The organism is Bacteroides sp. OM08-11 (genome assembly GCF_003438665.1).
GTDB lineage: Bacteria > Bacteroidota > Bacteroidia > Bacteroidales > Bacteroidaceae > Bacteroides > Bacteroides cutis.
Genome location: NZ_QSTJ01000007.1, coordinates 1 through 18,433 on the forward strand (window position 1 = coordinate 1; position 18,433 = coordinate 18,433).

The 18,433-nt window shown below is 45.4% G+C and carries 17 protein-coding genes; 9 read left to right on the forward strand and 8 right to left on the reverse strand.

Annotation, left to right across the window (positions count from 1 at the left end):
- Nucleotides 1-273: 273 nt before the first annotated feature.
- Nucleotides 274-777 (forward strand): HU family DNA-binding protein, encoded by a 504-nt coding sequence (locus DXC10_RS12465; protein ID WP_117737954.1) that lies wholly within the window; start codon nt 274-276, stop codon nt 775-777.
- 154 nt (nt 778-931) lie between these two features.
- Here the strand turns inward: DXC10_RS12465 and DXC10_RS12470 are convergent, their stop codons facing one another.
- Nucleotides 932-2,140 (reverse strand): hexokinase, encoded by a 1,209-nt coding sequence (locus DXC10_RS12470; RefSeq protein ID WP_117737955.1) that lies wholly within the window; start codon nt 2,138-2,140, stop codon nt 932-934.
- Nucleotides 2,141-2,296: 156 nt separating this feature from the next.
- On the opposite strand from DXC10_RS12470, the gene DXC10_RS12475 reads away from it, so the two are divergent.
- From DXC10_RS12475 to DXC10_RS12505, 7 genes are all read left to right on the forward strand, one after another.
- A complete protein-coding gene (locus DXC10_RS12475) occupies nt 2,297-2,689 on the forward strand; it encodes a DUF4783 domain-containing protein (protein WP_117738075.1) in 393 nt (130 codons plus the stop codon).
- Nucleotides 2,682-3,530: a carboxylating nicotinate-nucleotide diphosphorylase gene (nadC, locus tag DXC10_RS12480; RefSeq protein WP_101546143.1), complete on the forward strand. Its 849-nt coding sequence runs from the start codon at nt 2,682-2,684 to the stop codon at nt 3,528-3,530. The genes DXC10_RS12475 and nadC overlap by 8 nt, the downstream gene beginning before the upstream one ends.
- A gap of 215 nt (nt 3,531-3,745) precedes the next feature.
- Nucleotides 3,746-4,294, forward strand: a complete 549-nt coding sequence (locus tag DXC10_RS12485; protein WP_101546142.1) for an RNA polymerase sigma factor — start codon at nt 3,746-3,748, stop codon at nt 4,292-4,294.
- Complete coding sequence (locus DXC10_RS12490; protein WP_117737956.1) at nt 4,284-5,387, forward strand: porin family protein; 1,104 nt, start codon at nt 4,284-4,286, stop codon at nt 5,385-5,387. Before DXC10_RS12485 ends, DXC10_RS12490 begins: the two co-directional genes overlap by 11 nt.
- 19 nt (nt 5,388-5,406) lie before the next feature.
- Entirely contained in the window at nt 5,407-5,955 is a 549-nt protein-coding gene (locus tag DXC10_RS12495; RefSeq protein WP_101546138.1) for a DUF4943 family protein, read from the forward strand.
- 57 nt (nt 5,956-6,012) lie between these two features.
- Nucleotides 6,013-6,690 carry a DUF4858 domain-containing protein gene (locus DXC10_RS12500; protein WP_117737957.1) on the forward strand — a complete coding sequence of 226 codons (678 nt, stop codon included), beginning with the start codon at nt 6,013-6,015 and terminating at the stop codon, nt 6,688-6,690.
- A gap of 62 nt (nt 6,691-6,752) precedes the next feature.
- Nucleotides 6,753-7,718, forward strand: a complete 966-nt coding sequence (locus DXC10_RS12505) for a nitronate monooxygenase family protein (protein ID WP_117737958.1) — start codon at nt 6,753-6,755, stop codon at nt 7,716-7,718.
- An 87-nt stretch (nt 7,719-7,805) separates the two neighbouring features.
- On the opposite strand, the gene gadC is transcribed toward DXC10_RS12505, so the two are convergent.
- The 4 genes from gadC to DXC10_RS12525 form a co-directional block, all read right to left on the reverse strand.
- On the reverse strand, nt 7,806-9,365 hold the full coding sequence (gene gadC / locus DXC10_RS12510; RefSeq protein WP_101546130.1) for a putative glutamine/gamma-aminobutyrate antiporter GadC: 1,560 nt from the start codon (nt 9,363-9,365) through the stop codon (nt 7,806-7,808).
- Nucleotides 9,366-9,482: 117 nt separating this feature from the next.
- Nucleotides 9,483-10,232, reverse strand: a complete 750-nt coding sequence (locus DXC10_RS12515; RefSeq protein ID WP_101546128.1) for a potassium channel family protein — start codon at nt 10,230-10,232, stop codon at nt 9,483-9,485.
- A gap of 85 nt (nt 10,233-10,317) precedes the next feature.
- A complete protein-coding gene (glsA, locus tag DXC10_RS12520; protein WP_101546126.1) occupies nt 10,318-11,283 on the reverse strand; it encodes a glutaminase A in 966 nt (321 codons plus the stop codon).
- 12 nt (nt 11,284-11,295) lie between these two features.
- Nucleotides 11,296-12,735, reverse strand: a complete 1,440-nt coding sequence (locus DXC10_RS12525; protein ID WP_117737959.1) for a glutamate decarboxylase — start codon at nt 12,733-12,735, stop codon at nt 11,296-11,298.
- A gap of 212 nt (nt 12,736-12,947) precedes the next feature.
- On the opposite strand from DXC10_RS12525, the gene DXC10_RS12530 reads away from it, so the two are divergent.
- Nucleotides 12,948-14,174 carry an MFS transporter gene (locus DXC10_RS12530; protein ID WP_101546122.1) on the forward strand — a complete coding sequence of 409 codons (1,227 nt, stop codon included), beginning with the start codon at nt 12,948-12,950 and terminating at the stop codon, nt 14,172-14,174.
- Between the two features lie 38 nt (nt 14,175-14,212).
- On the opposite strand, the gene ald is transcribed toward DXC10_RS12530, so the two are convergent.
- From ald to DXC10_RS12545, 3 genes are all read right to left on the reverse strand, one after another.
- The gene (gene ald, locus DXC10_RS12535) at nt 14,213-15,319 is read right to left on the reverse strand and encodes an alanine dehydrogenase (RefSeq protein WP_117737960.1); all 1,107 of its coding nucleotides are present in this window, start codon (nt 15,317-15,319) and stop codon (nt 14,213-14,215) included.
- 108 nt (nt 15,320-15,427) lie between these two features.
- Entirely contained in the window at nt 15,428-16,504 is a 1,077-nt protein-coding gene (locus DXC10_RS12540) for a fimbrillin family protein (protein WP_145998998.1), read from the reverse strand.
- Between the two features lie 112 nt (nt 16,505-16,616).
- The gene (locus DXC10_RS12545; RefSeq protein ID WP_147331307.1) at nt 16,617-18,422 is read right to left on the reverse strand and encodes a fimbrillin family protein; all 1,806 of its coding nucleotides are present in this window, start codon (nt 18,420-18,422) and stop codon (nt 16,617-16,619) included.
- Between the last annotated feature and the right edge of the window lie 11 nt (nt 18,423-18,433).

Below are 18,433 nucleotides of genomic sequence, written 5' to 3' on the forward strand. Positions count from 1 at the left end.
GTGTCTACCGAGTGGTCCGATGGTGACAGAAGATGATGTACGCTATATTGTGGCGAGGATAAAAGAGGGGATAACTAATTGACTCAATCATTAAATTTCTATATTATTTGATAAGTTACAGTCTATAAGCTTATTATAAATCATTCTCAGAAAACAGCCTTCTTTGGGCTGTTTTCTTTGTTTATGCCCTTCTATCTTCTCACCTTTGCATCGTTGATCAACGAAACGAGAATTGAAAAAGTAGTTTAATTAAAAATGTGAAGGAGAAAGATTATGCCTTTATTTTATTATGGAAGACAGTCGCAGATTGCGACCAAAGCGGGTGTGAAGACCTGGCACTTGAGTTTGAAGAAAGTGGGAAAAACGGTGGATACGCAATTGCTGGCTGAGAATATAGCTGAGAAGTCCTCGCTGACTCCGGGTGACGTTCAGAATGTGATCCGTAACCTGATGTCTACAATGAGGATGCATTTGTTGAACAGCCGTACGGTACGGTTGAATGGCCTTGGGACTTTTACGATGAAAGCCCGTACACGTGGTAAGGGTGTGGAGAAGGAGGAGGATGTGAACCTTAATCAGGTGACTGCTTTGCGTTGCCAGTTTACTCCGGAATATACCCGTCCGGCTGCTATGGGTACTACCCGTGCATTGTTGCAGGGTGTTGAATTTGAGAAATATAGGGGAACCGTACCGGACGATTCAAAGGATGACTCCGGTGATGGCGGTAATCCTGGTGGAGGTTCCGGTGAGGATCAGAATGAAAATCCGTTAGGATAGGGGGATGTGTTTACATCGAATTAGCGATAAACAATTAAAAATGAAATGCCATGAGTATACGAGTATCAGTTTGGGATAAGATTTTTTAATAAAGATATAAGTCACTACTTAGTTTCTTGTAGTGCATTTATATAGACAATGAGTTGTTGTGGGTTCAGGATAATGCAGCGATACCTGTTCCTATCAAATTGGCATTATCCATACTGACGATATGGACTTCCACATCTTTAAGCCCGAACTCATCAAGAAGTTCGTGTAATTTTTCCATCACAAGGATATGATAATTTTTACCGTTTTTATTCTCGCTCCAGAAAAGACTGCCTTCGGCAACCAGACAGATCTTTCGCAGGTCTCGATTATAAGATTTTAATAATATGATAAGCCCTGTGAGTGAAGCAGCTACCAGGTGCGCTGATCGGTTGTATATCCAATGTGCCACGTTCACATACACTTCTTTATGAATATCCGGATAATTCATCATGGCGGTCAGTTTTTGTGCATCGAACTTTTCTTCAAATTCTTCCAATGGGAAAGTGGCTTTCAAGATATCTCCCAAATACATGCCTGATACCGCTTTCTCAAAACGTTGTTTACCTAAGTTGTCGGAAGTTGCGTCGACACTATTGTCTACAGGAGTAAGGAAGGGAGGAGTGAAATTTCCGGATTCCAAATTGATAGGTATCAGACCTTGTACATGATTTTCCGTTTTTAATTTCTTAATCTTGTCAGCCGGGATGAAAGTCGCCATATTCGTACCTGTACCCACAATCAAGCCAATATAGGCATCGTAATTACTATGAGTAAGACCGGCAAATAAACTGGCGATCGTATCGTTCAATACCTTGATACCTGTAAAACGGATTTTATTTTTCTTATTGAGATAATCGAGTAAGGGCTTCCCTATAAGTTCCCCGATCATTTCTTTTATATCGACTCCCTTTGTCCAACGTAATAGCATTGCATCTCCTCCCGGTATTGACTGGGCCGGATAGGAGAAACAATAGCCAATAGGCATTTCTTCTTCTCGTTGTATTCCGGTAATCAGATCAGCCAACTCTTTGAATAGCTCTTCACGGGTATAATCGGATGATTTCATAATTGACATATCTTTCTTCCAACCGTTGTGGGGCGTGATAGACGATGTTCCTTTACTGAAATTGACGATTGCCACTCTGTAATTGGTCCCTCCCAAATCCAGTACCAATGCTTTTCCATCAGTACCGGTTGCTTGCGGGATGATGAAGGTAGGGATACATTGTATCTCACAATTTTCTCTACTTAAACCTTCTTCCACCTTTTTCCGGAATGTACAGGCGATTTCCTTGAGTTGCTTATTATCTAACTTAAAAATATTCTTCTCCATAATATTTGAATTTGTATAGTAACAGAGGATGGCTACAACTTGTTTTTTCTTCTCTGTAGAATATATGTTATGGAAGGTGAAATTAAAGAAAGTAGTCCTTTTTTCTTGTTATTTACGATATTTGCTTACCTTTGCCTATCATTAATACTTGTGAAAATGAAAAAAAGAGGAATTTCCTTGTTGACCGTTCTCCTTATTTGGACAACTTTGCTGATGGCGCAGGATGTTCCGGCAGGAGTGGTGACGGCCTTTAAAAAAGGAAGCTCTCAGGAACTGAACGGGTATCTGAGTGATAAGGTGGAGTTGATCGTTCAAAACAGCTCGAACAATGTTGATAAACGAACGGCAGAAGGTAAGTTGTCTGCATTTTTCTCTACTAACAAGGTCAGCGGTTTTAATGTAAACCATCAGGGAAAGCGGGATGAGTCCAGTTTTATAATCGGTACTCTGACGACTGCAAATGGAAACTTTCGGGTGAATTGTTTCTTTAGAAAGGTGAACAACAAATATGTTATACATCAAATAAGAATAGATAAAACAAATGAATAAGGAAGAAGAATTGATTGACAGGTTGATTGACCTGGCTTTCGCCGAAGATATCGGAGATGGTGACCATACCACACTTTCGTGTATTCCTGCTACTGCAATGGGTAAATCTAAGCTTCTGATTAAAGAAAGCGGTATTCTTGCCGGTATCGAGGTGGCTAAAGAGGTGTTCCGTCGTTTTGATCCTACCATGAAGGTGGAAGTTTTTATGAATGATGGCGCGGAAGTAAAACCGGGTGATGTAGCTATGGTTGTGGAAGGTAAGGTGCAGTCGCTGTTGCAGACTGAACGCTTGATGCTGAACATCATGCAGCGCATGAGCGGTATTGCTACCATGACTCATAAATATGCCGAGAAGTTGAAAGGTACGAATACCCGCGTACTCGATACCCGTAAGACTACTCCGGGCATGCGTATTCTTGAGAAGATGGCGGTAAAGATCGGTGGTGGTGTAAATCATCGTATCGGTCTGTTCGATATGATTTTGTTGAAAGACAATCATGTAGACTTTGCGGGGGGCATTGATAAAGCGATAACTCGTGCGAAAGATTATTGTAAGGAGAAAGGTAAAGACCTTAAGATAGAAATCGAGGTACGTAATTTCGACGAATTGCAGCAAGTGCTCGACTTAGGTGGCGTAGACCGTATCATGTTTGATAACTTCACTCCGGATATGACCAAGAAAGCTGTTGAGATGGTAGCTGGCCGTTATGAAACGGAATCATCCGGAGGCATTACTTTTGATACATTGCGTGACTATGCCGAATGCGGTGTGGATTTTATCTCGGTCGGGGCTTTGACACATTCTGTGAAAGGATTGGATATGAGTTTTAAAGCGTGTTGATAAAAGCAGAAACCGTATTGCTGAGAATAAATAAGAGAAACAGGAAAACCTCTCATGAGTTTGCCTTAGTGAAGCAATTCTTATGAGAGGTTTTCTGTTATAAATGATCTCTGTTGTTTAACTTCTTTTTAGACTTTATTTAGCAGCATTTTGAAGAATGTTGCGTCTAACTAACAAACGACGCAAAGAGGCGTCCGTAAAAACGAGCACTGACATTGGAAAACGAAACAGAACTGATAGAGGGCTGCCGGGCAGGAAAAGATTCCGCCCGAAAGGAATTGTACACTCTCTATTCCAAACAAATGTTGGCGGTGTGCTATCGTTATATGGGCGATATAGATGCGGCGCATGATGTATTGCACGATGGTTTCATCAAAATCTTTACTCACTTTACTTTTCGTGGAGAATGTGCGTTAAGTACTTGGGTGACGAGGGTGATGGTGACGCAAGCCATAGATTACCTGCGGAAGCGGCAACGATTCAGCCAATTGGTTGTGAACGAAGAACAGCTTCCTGATGTACCGGACGATACATACATTGCTGAGAACGGTAACCGCCTTTCTGAAGCATTATTGATGAGATTTGTAGCCGAACTTCCTGATGGATGCCGTACCGTATTCAACTTATATGTGTTCGAAGAAAAGTCTCACAAGGAAATAGCGGAGTTACTCCATATTAAGGAGCATTCGTCTACTTCGCAGTTGCATCGTGCCAAGAGTTTGTTAGCAAAAAGAATTAAAGAATATACAAAACATGAGAGATAATGATGAAATAACCGGACTATTCCGAAATCGTCTAACCAACACGGAAATGACGGTGCAAGATGGTTTTTGGGAGAAGCTACAGAAAGACTTGTCTCAGACGGAAGCGGCTGCCGGACAGCGGAAAACACTTCTTCTTTCTCCTAGATTGTGTAGAATAGCCGCGGCGGCTTCGGTAATATTTGTATTGGGGGTCGCATCAGCAGCATTCTGGTATTTTTCTCCGAAAGAAGAAATAAAAGAAGCTTTTACGCAAGTTGCCACCATGACTCCTGATGGGAGTTTGAATGGTGACGTAGTACAGGAAACTTTTCCATCTATTCATCAGACTGAGCCGGTAGCGCAGAAACCCGGTATGAAACAACCTGCAGGTATCCCGGCGAGTGTGACTGCACAGGAGGAAGATGAAACAGTTTCCGTTAGGGTATCTATTACTATTAGTCAACGGGTTTACGGTAACCAGCAACAGACGGGTAATGGTTTCTTTAATAACGGACTGACTGCTCAGGCTGGCAATGGGTATCAAAGTGTCGGTAGCGCGACAGATACAAATCCGGAAAGTGCTTCTTCGGTTTCCATGGAAGAAGATCCAAACTCGACACACTTAAAAAATCGGACGAAATTACATAAATGGGCTTTGAAAACAGCAATCGGAACATCCTTACCCAAAGGTAATTATCACATGCCCTTAACGGCAGGTATAACAATGGAACGAGTTTTGAACAATCGTTTGGCATTGGAAACGGGTATCCAATATAACCGGTTGCATGCAGACCGTACATTACATACTCTAGGTATTCCCGTGAAACTGAATGTGATGCTGGCAAGTACTTCGACAGTGGACTTATATGCAACAGTAGGTGGGGCTGCGGAGAAATGCATAGCCGGAGCCGTTGATAATAGTTTTAGTGCAGAGCCTGTACAATTGTCTGTTGCGGCAGGAATAGGTATCCGGTATAAACTGAACGATCGTTTTGCTTTGTTTGCCGAGCCTTCCGTTTCACATCATTTCGATACAGAGTCGGAAACAAAAACTTTGAGAACGGAACGTGCTACAAATTTGAATTTGTTATGCGGTGTACGTATGACTTATTAACTTTAAAGATAATATTATAATGAAGACTCTCTATAAAAAACTACATAGGTGCGGATGTATGCTGTTGATGCTGTTCGTCTGTTTCTCCTTTTTTTCTTGTGGTGATGAAGCGCTGGATTACAACCATCCGGACGTAGATTTGTTTGTAAAGCAACTGAAGGCAGGAAAATATTCTGTTCAGAGTCCCGAAGGATTGAATAATGTTCCTAAGTTTACCAAAGATGACATCGAAGGTCTCTTGAAGTATGCGGAAGACTTAACGGTGATACCTTCTTTTCCGTTGGCACCGGTATCTTATTCAGCCGGAGGCAAGTTGCGTTTGGGTGAATGTATCTTATGGACGGTAGAAACTATTCGTCTTGGGCATAATGCCTCGATGGGGTGTAAAATGGTACATACCGATGCAGAAAATTATGAAGGTATCTATTTCCTGTCTGATGATGAAGTGCTGGATGCCGCTACCCGTTATCGCCGTTGGTGGGAGGGACGTAAATATCCGCGTACTATGTGGACTATCGATCCTTGTTATGACGAGCCACTTTGCGGAAGTGGGTATATGTGGTGGTAAACTTGTCGGAGGATGAGGTATAAAGTATTAGGTATTAGTAAATAAACTGACGATTAGGTGAAGCGATTTATTCTTTTTTGGAGGCTGCTTTGTGCAGTAGCCTTTCCTTGTTATGCTCAAAACTGGACGACGCAAGATTCTTTGCGTTTACAACAGTTGCTCAAAGGCGAGGGAGAGGTGAAGCTGAATCCGGACGTATTGAAAGAGATTGACATGGGATCTCCTTTTGGCACCCCGAAAGCGGCTGTGAATAAACCGTGGCTGGATTTTGACGATACTTTGCCTGTCTCTTTGCCGGGAGAACCTAAAAAAACGATTAAATTATCATTGCGTCCTTATTCGGCAAATACCAAATATAACTGGGATCCGATTTATCAGAAGAAAATAGAGATTAAAAAGGATACATGGCGTGGAGAACCGTTTCGGGAACTTACAACACGCTTTATTTATACGAATTGGGCAAAAACTCCATCGGATCCGGGTCCGCGCGAAACTGTAGAGCAGATTGAAGCGACCGGATTGCGCTATAGAGTGACGGAACGTGTTAACAATATGGCGGTGGGGAGTTGGCAGGGAGCTGGTGGTGGAGGTATTGGTGGCTTGGATCTTATGACACCTTTTACCCGTGAGTTCTGGAATTTTAAAGGTCGTAAACGTCGTGCGCGTACATTGGAGGTATTACGAACTTATGGAGATTCGATAACTGTAAAAAGGAAACCTCCGACTTCTAAGTAAAAGTGAACTTTCTCTTTACTATCCTTGTTTGTTATGAGATAAATCATTATAAACGATAAACAATGGATAGAATAACTTCTCTTTTCGGAATAAAATACCCGATCATTCAAGCCGGCATGGTATGGTGCAGCGGGTGGAGACTGGCATCGGCAGTGAGTAATGCCGGTGGCTTGGGTTTGTTGGGGGCCGGTTCCATGCATCCTGAAATACTACGTGAACATATACAGAAGTGCCGTGCCGCTACGCATCATGCATTTGGAGTAAACATTCCTTTGATGTATCCCCAAATAGAAGAAATTATGCAGATTGTGGTCGATGAAGGTGTCCGTATTGTATTTACGTCTGCCGGTAGTCCGAAGAAGTGGACAGGTTGGTTGAAAGAACGGGGAGTTACGGTGGCGCATGTTGTATCTTCCTCACTTTTTGCTATGAAAGCAGAAGAGGCAGGTGTGGATGCCGTGGTTGCCGAGGGATTTGAAGCCGGTGGGCATAACGGACGGGAAGAAACGACTACTTTGTGTCTGATACCTGCCGTACGTGCGACTACTACACTTCCACTGATTGCAGCCGGAGGTATTGCGACCGGTGAAGCTATCTTGGCCGTACATGCGTTGGGGGCAGAGGGTGTTCAGATAGGAACACGTTTTGCTTTGACCGAGGAAAGTTCTGCCAGCGAGGTATTTAAAGATTATTGCCTTCACTTGAAGGAGGGGGATACCCGTTTATTATTGAAGAAATTGTCTCCGGTTCGTTTGGTTCGTAATAATTTCCGGGATGCGGTAGAAGCTGCTGAGGCTGTAGGTGCTACGGTAGATGAACTTCGCATCCTTCTATCAAGAGGACGTGCCAAACGGGGGATTTTTGAAGGAGACCTTGAGGAAGGCGAACTTGAAATAGGGCAGGTATCTGCTTTACTCAATGAAAAAGGAGTGCAGACGGTGGCTCAAGTAATGCAGGAATTACAGGATGGTTACCATAAGGCATGGGAGAGTTTAAATTCCCAAATGCGTAGAACTTCGTTGATGTGACAATTACATAATTAGTATTTATTCAAAAGAAAAAAGGAATATTCCTGACGGAGGAATATTCCTTTTTTGTATTCAGTCTGTTTCTATTTATCCTTTAGGAGGATTTCCTGAATTTTTTGCAGTACTTCCGTTTGCCGTTGAAGTAGTAGTTGTTACTTTGGCGGTAACTGTGCTGTCAGTTACTTTTGCAGCAGGTTGCTCTTCCCAATGGAACGGTTCGAAATTGCTGTTCGGGTCAACCCAAGACGGCTTTTTAGCAGCGTATATAATGAACGGAGCAATTACTACGATGAGAGCACCGATGATAAGTACGGAGAACCATACCGTGTTGCTACCTGTAGAAATCTGGCTGGGCGGAATGAAGCTCAATATGAACGCCAGTAACGAACCACAGAAACCAAGACCGCCAATGATCCACATCAAACCATTACCTCCCTTACCGATACGGAACGGACGGTTCAACTTTTTCATTTTATAACGTAATGCGATAGCTCCGGAGAACATCAACATATACATGATGAGGTAAAGAATAACTGTCAGCTGTGAAAGAATTTGGTAGAAGCTCTGTACAGAAGGCATAACTACGAACAAAAGGCTCAATACCGTAACTGCAATACCCTGTACGTAAAGAATATTTTTCTGTACGCCCAATTTATTGGTCTTCTGGAAGAACGGAGGCATGTAACCGGCTTTACCTACGGCAAAGATACCTTTGGACGGGCCGGCAACCCATGTCAATACACCTGCCAATACACCGAATGCCAATGCGATTGCTATAATCGGTGATAACCAGGAAGCATGGATGTATCTGAAGTAATTGTCAAAACCTACCAGAAGGCTCTGCGTCAAGCTGATGTCTTTGGCGGGAATTATGACACCCAGAGAGAATGTACCGAGTACGAAGATGATTACCGTAATCAATGCACCGATGAATACTGCTTTGGGATAGTTTTTGGATGGATTATTTACGTCTTTTACATGAATACCACCCATTTCCATACCGGCATAGAAGAGGAAGATACTTGCGGCGAGTACCACATTATCAAAGTTCGTCAAATCGGGGAAAAAACTGCTGTGGAAGTCCATATTGGAGTGTCCGCCGGTAGCCAGATAAATGATACCGAGGATAATCAACAATGCTGCTGGAATAATTGTACCGACCATACCGCCGACTTTAGCGACTTTTCCTACCCAGCCCATACCTTTCATTGAGATGAAAGTTGCCAGCCAGTAAATGACGAGTACGACGACCAGTGTATAGTACTTGTTATTTGCCAGTGACATGTCGTGTACGTCGTTCATGCCGATAAAGGCGATGGAAACGGCACCGAACGTCAAAACTGTAGGATACCAAATTGTACTTTCAATCCACTGTACCCAGATAGCAAGGAAACCCAGTCTTTTTCCGTAGGCTTCACCCACCCAGCGGAATACACCGCCTTGCTTGTCTTGGAACATGGCAGCCAATTCCGCAGCGACGAGTGATGTCGGTATAAGGAAGACAATGGCTGCAAATAAATAGTAGAAGGCCGAACTCATTCCGTAAACGGCCTCGGCCGGTAGCCCACGTAGTGAAACTACAGCCGTTACATTCATGATTGCCAGGGTGAATACTCCCAGCTTCACTGTTTGTTTAATATTTGCCATAAGTTAAGGTTTTAGGTGAAAATTAATTTCAAAATCAGTGTGTATAACAACACTATGGAACAGTTGTTCCCCAAGGATGAATGAAAGTTAAGGTTTTAACAGTTTTAGCAAAATCGTTTATACCTTTACTGAGCTGTCTACAGTAGTCTCAGGTTGCTTCTGCTGTTTATAATATTCTTTCTTCTCCTTATTGCGACGTTCCACCAGACTCGTTACATACACCGTAAAAATAGGGAACATCATCATGCCAAGCGCTGCCAGTAGTACGGATAGTACTCGTCCGGTGGGGGTGACGGCAATGACATTGGAACCAATGGTGGTTACATCCATAAATGCCCACCAGAGAGAATCTCCATAATCCGTAACTTGGGAGTTAACTCCATGTTCGGTAACGTAGAATGCCAGGCTGGCGAAATAAACTGTCGCCAATAACATCGTCAGATAGGAGACGAACAAGCTCGATGCACGGTTGTATGTCAGCCAACCTACTACGATAGCCATGGCATAGCCTCCCCGGACCAACGGGATAAAACGTATCATATAGGTGATTTCGGGTGAAAAACTCCATCCCATATAAGCAATGATATTCTGGTAGGGGATAGCTACCAACAAAAAAATGAAATGTGTAGCTACATAGTGTCTTTTGTTTTCCGCCAGTACCCATTCCAGTACAAAGTCTGCCAGGAATAATGCACAAATCCATAACTGTACTTTCATATATACCGATTGTTCATAGAAAGGAATTCCTTTGAATGTATCGATAGAAATACTGATAACTAAGAATAGCGAAAGTAGTAGGATGATGATGTGCAATATGCCGTAGATACCTTTCTTTCGCAATACGAATTCTGATAGAGCCATTTTCATAATGATGTCCTGTTATGTATAAAAATGGTTGCTCCTATGCGCAATCACGCGTTTGGAGCAACCTTGGAAAAAAGAGCATGAGAGATTATTCTGTAATCGTCACATTGTCACCGTTGAATACTCCTAATGAGAGTTTATTCATGATGAATTTGATTGCCTCTTGCGCTTTGACTGAATTTCCTGCTATGTCCAATGGGGGTGCGAAAGCGGAAATGCCCATTACGCCGGGTAATACGGCCATTACACCACCACCCACACCACTTTTGGCTGGTATTCCGGCTGTATACATCCAGTCGCCTGAATGTTCGTAGAAACCTACGGTTGAAATCATAGAAGTAATCTTCGGTGCCAGGCTGGCTTCGAATACAGTCTGTTTGGTGACTGGGTTCACACCGTTATTGGCGATTGTTCCTGCTGCAACGGCCAGTTGCTGGGCAGTGATGCCCAATGAACATTGGCGGGTATAGAGGTCGAGTGCCATATCCGGATCATCGTAAATACGGTTGTAATTCTTCAGTAACCATGCAATGGAACGGTTATTGAAGTTGGTAGCCGTTTCCGATTTATACAGTTCGTCGATGAGCTGCGGTGCAGAACCGCAAAGTTCGGTGATATTCTGTACGATGGCATCCCATTTCTTGTCGGAGTTGCCCACCGGTTGTACCATGGAGCAAGCCGAAATAGCACCTGCGTTTACCAATGGAGTAGAGGGATGGTCGTTTTCCAATAAAATGGCGATGATGGAGTTGAACGGCAGACCTGTTGCATCGGCACCAATCATATCCAATACTTTCTTTGCACCATATTGACGCAGGATAAGGATGGCTGTGTGTACTTTTGAAACAGACTCGATACCGAAACGGTAATCCGTGTCACCTATATTAATTGTCTGACCGTTCATCAGACAAATACTGAGGCCAAACAGTTTGGAATCAATGTTGGCAAGATAGGGGATGTAGTCTGCATTCTTACCACCGGTGTTACCCTTAACTTCGCTATAAGCTTGCTGGGCAACTTCCTTGATTTGTGAAATTGATATTTTCTTTTCCATATTGTCAAGTTATTACTTTTTCTTATTACGACGACCGCCATGATTGAACATCTTAGCTTCTACCGGCAAATTCTTCTCTTGAGCCGTACGGGTAGGAGTCGGGTAGTCGAGCTTTTCGAGTTCACCGATAGCATTTTTGATGTCGCCCAATAACATATCTGCCATATCACGGCTAAATCCTTGGCGAACCACCACACGCATCACTACATAATCTTCCAGTTTGGCAGGTAGAGTATAGGCCGGAACCATCCAACCGTGCTGCGACAATTTATCCTGTAAATCGTATAAGGTCCATTTTGCAGTTTTTGCATATTCCGGTTTCATATACCAGATGAACAACGGGTTCACAACATCTTTAGAGTAATTTACAAATGGGGCCATTTTACCTATTTCGTCGTGAATGTATTTGGCGATTGTCAGTGAATTGTACTGTACTTCTTTGTAACCCTGAAATCCTAAACGGATGAACTGGTAATACTGCCCCAGAATTTGTGCGGCGGGGCGGGAGAAGTTCAAACCGACCTGAGTGATGTTGGCACCCAGATAGTTTACGCTAAACGCCATTTCTTCGGGCAGATATTCTTTACCCTTCCAGCATACCCATCCCAAACCTGGATAAACCAAGCCGAATTTATGTCCGCTGACACTGATGGAGAGAACCCATTTCAAACGGAAATCCCATTTTGTGTCAGGATAGAGGAACGGAAGGATGAAACCACCACTGGCAGCGTCTACGTGGATAGGAATATCGAAGCCGGTCTTGGCATTGTAAGCGTCGAGTGCTTTGTCCAATGCTTCAACATCATCATTGAGTCCTGTCCATGTGACACCTTGGATAGGTACGATACAGATAGTGTTCTCATCACACATCTTCAAAGCTTCTTCGGGGTCGAGCGTGGTCTTGTCAAGAGTCAAGGGTACCTCGCGCATTTCGATCTGCCACAATTGGGCGAATTTTTCCCACACCACCTGGAAACCGGTTGAGATGACGAAGTTTGGTTTGTCGAACGGCTTACCTTGTGCCTGACGTTTCTTGCGCCAGCGTAGCCAGGCTGCTACACCCCCCAACATACATGCTTCTGAAGAACCGATGGCAAGTGCACCTGTTTTCCATGTGTCTTTTTCCGGTGAGTTCCACAAGTTGGCAACAATGTTGATACATTTACCGTTCATTACGGCGATGCGCGGATATTCGGTTTCATCAATGTAGTTGATATTGATGGCTTCGTTCATCAGCTTGGTGGCATAGTCATCCATATAAGTAGTTACGAATGTTGCCAAGTTCAAGCGGGGTTGTGTCTGAGCGAAGGTTTCGTCTTTTACCATTTGATAAGCGATTTCGGGAGTTGTAGGTCCGTCAGGTATTTTCTCTACCGGTGAGGGCTGCAACATACGGTTTGAACCGAATACTTCGGTTTTTGCATCTCCTTTTCTGAAATTCAAATCTTCCATATAACTATAAGTTTTTAAAGGTTTAGGCGGCGAGGATTTTCCCCGTCGAATGTTCCCCATCAACGGCTCTTATAGAAGAAAGTTCCATCGTTTTACATTATTTGGCGTTTATTAATGGGTATGGTGAAAACTAAATTATCATTTCGATCTTCTTTGAACTTTCCTCATACCCCTTTTGTTCTTTCCGTCATAATCAACTCAATATACATAATATGAAAATCAATACCGGACGGGGGACTATTCCTCTAATCACACTTATAGGCATTTGGTCTATCTCAGCATTGACTTCTTTGCCCGGTTTGGCAGTTTCGCCTATCTTGGGACAGCTCAGTACTATTTTTCCGCACGCTACGGAGCTTGATATACAAATGCTTACTTCTCTGCCATCTTTATTGATTATTCCTTTTGTACTGTTGGCGGGAAAATTGGCGGAGAAACGTGATTTTGTCCGTTTGCTGCGGACAGGCTTATGGATGTTTGCTGCAAGTGGAGTACTTTATTTGTTTTCCGATAAGATGTGGCAACTGATGACTGTCAGTGCTCTGTTGGGAATTGGTTCAGGGCTGATTATTCCGCTTTCTACAGGGCTGATTTCGCGTTATTTTACAGGTACTTACCGGGTGAAGCAGTTTGGATATAGTTCGGCAATCACAAATGTCACCTTGGTGATGGCGACGGCTGTAACGGGATATCTGGCGGAAGCCGACTGGCATTTACCTTTTATAGTGTATCTGTTACCATTGGTCTCACTTTTACTCACAACCTATCTGAAGAATGATAAGGGGCAGTCTCCAACAACTACAACACAAGTAATTGCGGTTCCGGAAGGAGTTCCGGGGCTTATTTCGGGCAGATATGGAATTAATATCCGTAACCTTGTACAATTGATGCTTTTTTACGGTCTGGTTACGTATGTCGTTTTGGTGGTAACTTTCAATTTGCCTTTTTTGATGGAAGCACATCATTTTTCCAGCGGTAATTCGGGAATAATGATATCCTTGTTCTTCTTAGCCATCATGGCTCCAGGGTTTATGTTGAATGACATAGTGAAACTTATGGGAGGGAGGACGAAATTTTATAGTCTTTTGTCCATTGCCGTTGGTTTGCTATTGATATGGATTTCACCCACAGAATGGATGATTGTACCGGGATGCATCCTGGTTGGTCTAGGCTACGGAGTCATTCAACCCCTTATTTACGATAAAACAGTAGATACTGCCATACCTCAGAAAACTACATTGGCATTGGCTTTTGTCATGGTGATGAATTACTTGGCTATTCTCTTATCCCCTTTCATTACAGATTTGTTCCAAACCTTGTTTCATACCAATTCCAAAGAGTTTCCTTTCGTTTTCAATCTTTGTATAACAATACTTGTCATGTTTTGGGCCTATTCAAAGAAGAAGGAATTTTTGTTTGATGACGGAAATATTGGATAAATAGGAATTTAGGGGCGGTATCGCCCCTAAATTCCTATTTATAGTTCCACCTTTTCATACTTCAGTCCGAATACATCTGCTACCGCTTTATAAGTAACTTTACCTTCTACTATATTCAGTCCTAAAGCCAGTGCCGGGTCATCCTGGCAGGCTTTTTCCCAACCTTTGCATGCCAATGCTACGGTATAGGGAAGCGTGGCATTAGTCAGTGCCATGGTCGAAGTGAAGGGTACGGCGCCAGGAATATTGGCAACGGCGTAATGTACAATGCCATCTATTACATAGGTTGGGGCGCTGTGCGTGGTTGGATGGGAGGTTTCAAAACAACCACCCTGGTCGATGGCGACATCCACAAGCACCGTGCCTGGTTTCATCATCTTCAACATATCCCTTGTGATGAGGTGCGGCGCTTTGTCGCCGGGGATAAGGACGGAACCGATAACAAGGTCTATCGTGGGTAATTCCATCTTTATGTTATGGGTCGAAGAATAGAGTGTCTTTACATTCTTGGGCAATACCTCGCTGAGGTAACGCAGGCGGGGAAGGTTGATATCTGTAATCAGTACCTCGGCACCCATCCCGGCGGCTATCTGAGCCGCATTGGTTCCTACGATGCCACCGCCGAGGATTAGTACCCGTGCGGGACGTACACCTGTCACGCCACCCATCAGTTTTCCTTTTCCACCTTGGGGCTTTTCCAGGAAACGGGCGCCCACTTGGGTAGCCATGCGTCCGGCAACCTCGCTCATGGGGGTAAGCAGGGGCAGGGAATGGTCTTCTTTCTCTACCGTTTCGTAAGCAATGCAGATGGCTCCGCTTGCTATCATGGCTTCGGTCAGTTCTTTATCGGCGGCAAAGTGGAAGTATGTAAATACCACTTGTCCCTTTTTAATCAGTCTGTACTCCGGCGCAATGGGTTCCTTTACCTTGACAATCATGTCGGAGGCGGCATAGGTGTCTTCGATGGTGGGGAGGATTTGCGCACCTACGGCGATGTAGTCATCGTCGGAGAAACCGCTGTTTGCGCCTGCCGTGGCTTGCACATACACTGTATGACCTTTTTTCACCAACTCGGCTACTCCGGCAGGGGTCATTCCTACGCGGTTCTCATTGTTCTTGATTTCTTTGGGTACTCCGATAATCATAACCTTAAGAGTTTAAGGGGTTAAACATGTTGCCAAGATACAAAAAAGGAGGGTACACTGTCATCGCACCCTCCATGTTATAGAGCAGAAACGTAGTTTTCCCGCGTCTTATAAATCCATATCGGCTCCACCCTCAATCGGTTCTCCCGATGTCCAGGAGCTTACGCTGAATGTGCTTTGCGTCAGGTTGAGTGTGCTTTTGTTCAGTTTCAGGGCAAAGGTATAGGTATGGTTGGCGGTGGCGGTGAGGTCTGCGGGTTCATCGGCAGCGTCTTTTATCGCGAGCTTGTAGGTATAAGTGGTGCCGTCCGTGGTGGTGGCGCGGATAAAGTCGGCGCTTTTCACGAAGACCTGTCCCGGCATCACGATGGCACGATAGACAAGGGTGGGGGCGTCTCCATCTTGTGCGGTGGTGGCATGGCTGTAGGCAGTCAGCGCGGTGGTGGAGGCGGTGGCGGCAGCGGCTGTGATGCTTCCGTCGGCAAGGTCCCATGTGCCGTTCAGGCAGAAGCCGTCGGCGCATAGCAAGTCTACCTTGCTGATGGCGGGCAGGGGCTCGTCGATGGCAAATCCGCTGCCCGGGGCGATGGTGACGGTGACCTCGCTCATGCAGTGTTGCATGGGGACGCTGACCGTTTGCAGGGCGGTGGTGGATAACTTGCCCCACAGCAGGTCGGCGGCTTCATAGTCGGCTGCGGCGGTGGCGGCGTTCTGGTTGGCAAGGAGGGTGGCGGGAGCTTTAAACCCCGCGTCTACGCTTGTTGTGTGGGGGAAGTAGGCGTAGAGGGTGTGCATATCCGTCGTGTTTTGCCAGTAGAGGGTCTGGTCGCCGGTGTAAGTGCCGTTCTGCCACTTGGCGTTCAAGGGGGCGATGGCGGCGGTGATGGGCTGTTCGGCGGTGGCGCCGGCCGTGTGTGCCAGGTAGATGCCCAATACATCATCGTTGTCGAATGCCGTGGCACCGATGGCAAGGCGGGTCACTGTTCCGCTTTGGCCGGTGGCGGGCGTCAGTAGCGGTGTCAGGTTGATGGGAGTGCTCAAGATGGGCGGCACGGGCTCCACTGCCGGGTCATCGCTGCTTCCGCAGGCGGTGGTGATGATTACTGATGTTGCCATCAGGAAGATGGTTGCTCCGTGGAGCAGATGATGGAGAAGAGTCTCCGGGGTGTGAAATGTTGTTTTCATTATTATCATATATTATAAGTTATTATTCTGAGTAAGTTTCTTTGAGATATTACTTGCCGGGTTGTTATCGCTTGTTGGGTTGCCGTTGGTTGCTTATCTGTTATTGTCCGGCTTATTCGCCCAAACTCAATTCTCCGGTTACGATATGATCACTATCTTCAGTTCCTATAAACTTCATACATTTTTCCAATTGTTCTTGGCGTTCGTCATCCAGTAATGCCCCTCCTGTTGCTTCAAAATAGTTTTCGGGAAGGTTAAAGAGGTAGAGATTTTTTATTTGGGTATCTGCATCTTTACTGAACTCGGGCAGGAAGAACGAGCCGTTCTTATCGATGCCGGATAGGCATAGGTTGAAACCTTTGCATCCGCTGAAAGCATCGGAAGCGATTTTCTTAGCCGCCGGGATGTAGTATATATACATATCGCTTTCTGAACCGGCAGTGATTTTACTGCCTATTGTGGTGGCTTTGGGGAAAATAAAAGCATCTATATTACTGCAATCCTTAAACAGCCCATCGGTTATCTCGTGGACTTGCTCTACATATACACTTCCTATCTCTGTAGCCTGCGCCATATCCGCCAATGCCTGCATTATCTCCTGTTCCCGTTCTCCTAACGGACCGGTGAGAAGAATAGAGTAGAGGTGGGTTTCCGTACCCAGCTCCTTCAAAGCGTTTAGCTCATGGATGATTTTTGTACCGCCGGCATAGGTTCCATCACAATGGAGTAGTTTGATCTCGCTACTGTCAATATATAGGCTATTCATTATTTGCAGCACGCTTCCGGGGCAGAAACCGCCATCGGCAACGGGATTACCATTGGCATCCATTCCCGCGTGAATATCATTCTTGTAGAGGTGGCTTATTCCGTCTATATCAGTGAAAAAGTAAGAGAGTGAGCCGCTGCCGTCACATCGGTTGTCGCCGCTTTCATAGTATGCGGTGGGCAAGAGGAGGGCACGATAAAGCATACCCCAAGCATCGACTTTGTAAGCGGTGATATTTCCGGTAGCCGCAAGTTCTCCTCCGATGGTGTAATCGGGAATGAATTTGTCACTGTCCGCCGTGCCGTCGCCGTCATCGCTGAGTGTGGCGGTGACGCCCCCGCGCAGGGCGGTTACCTCTCCCGTGGTGGGGTTGAAAAAGGCGGTGCGGGGCACTTGGTAGAGCATGACCTCATTATACTCATAGGAAAGGTCGCTGGCTATTTCCACCTCTGTCAGCGCTTTGCGCATTTTCAGTTCGATGGGAGTGGCGGTGGGTTTCTCCACGATACAGGCGCGGTACGTGGTACGTAAGCTTCTCCAATACTCGTAACTTTGCTCGTCGAAGGTGTCGGGCAGGGTGAAGGTGGCTGCCGGCAACGGGCTTTCCGTGCCGTCGGCATCGCTCACGGGGTATTCCGTAAGGGGGATGGCGGGAGAAATGGCGGCGAATATATGCCGCGCGTCGGCATACTGCCAGCATAGGGGGCTGTTTCCGTCGGCATCGTCTGCCGTCCAAGTGGCGGAGGTCACGGTATGTGCGGCGTCATCGTAATTTCGATGGGTGCAGGTATAGTTGGACTGCAAGCGCCGGGGCTTGTGGCCGGGGGTATCTGCGGCGGGAATGGTGAGGAAGACGGTCATTGTGCTGCCCACCCGGGGGAAGTCGCTGTCCGTCGCTACGGCTCCATCCGCACGGGTCACTGCACTGGCGGAGAGTGCATTGCCTATCTGTATCGGTTGCCCCACGAGGGCTTCGGGAGAGGTTTTTCCGCTTTCGTCTTCACCGGGGAGCGCCAGTTGCCCGGTGCATGCGGCGAGAAGGAATGCCGAAACGAGCATGAGCGTTGGGGCAAAAAGGTGTCTCTGGACAAAGGAACGCTTTAGAGCGAATGTGCGCAGGACATTGAATATTCGGATGATTGTTGCTACCATAAGTTTGTATT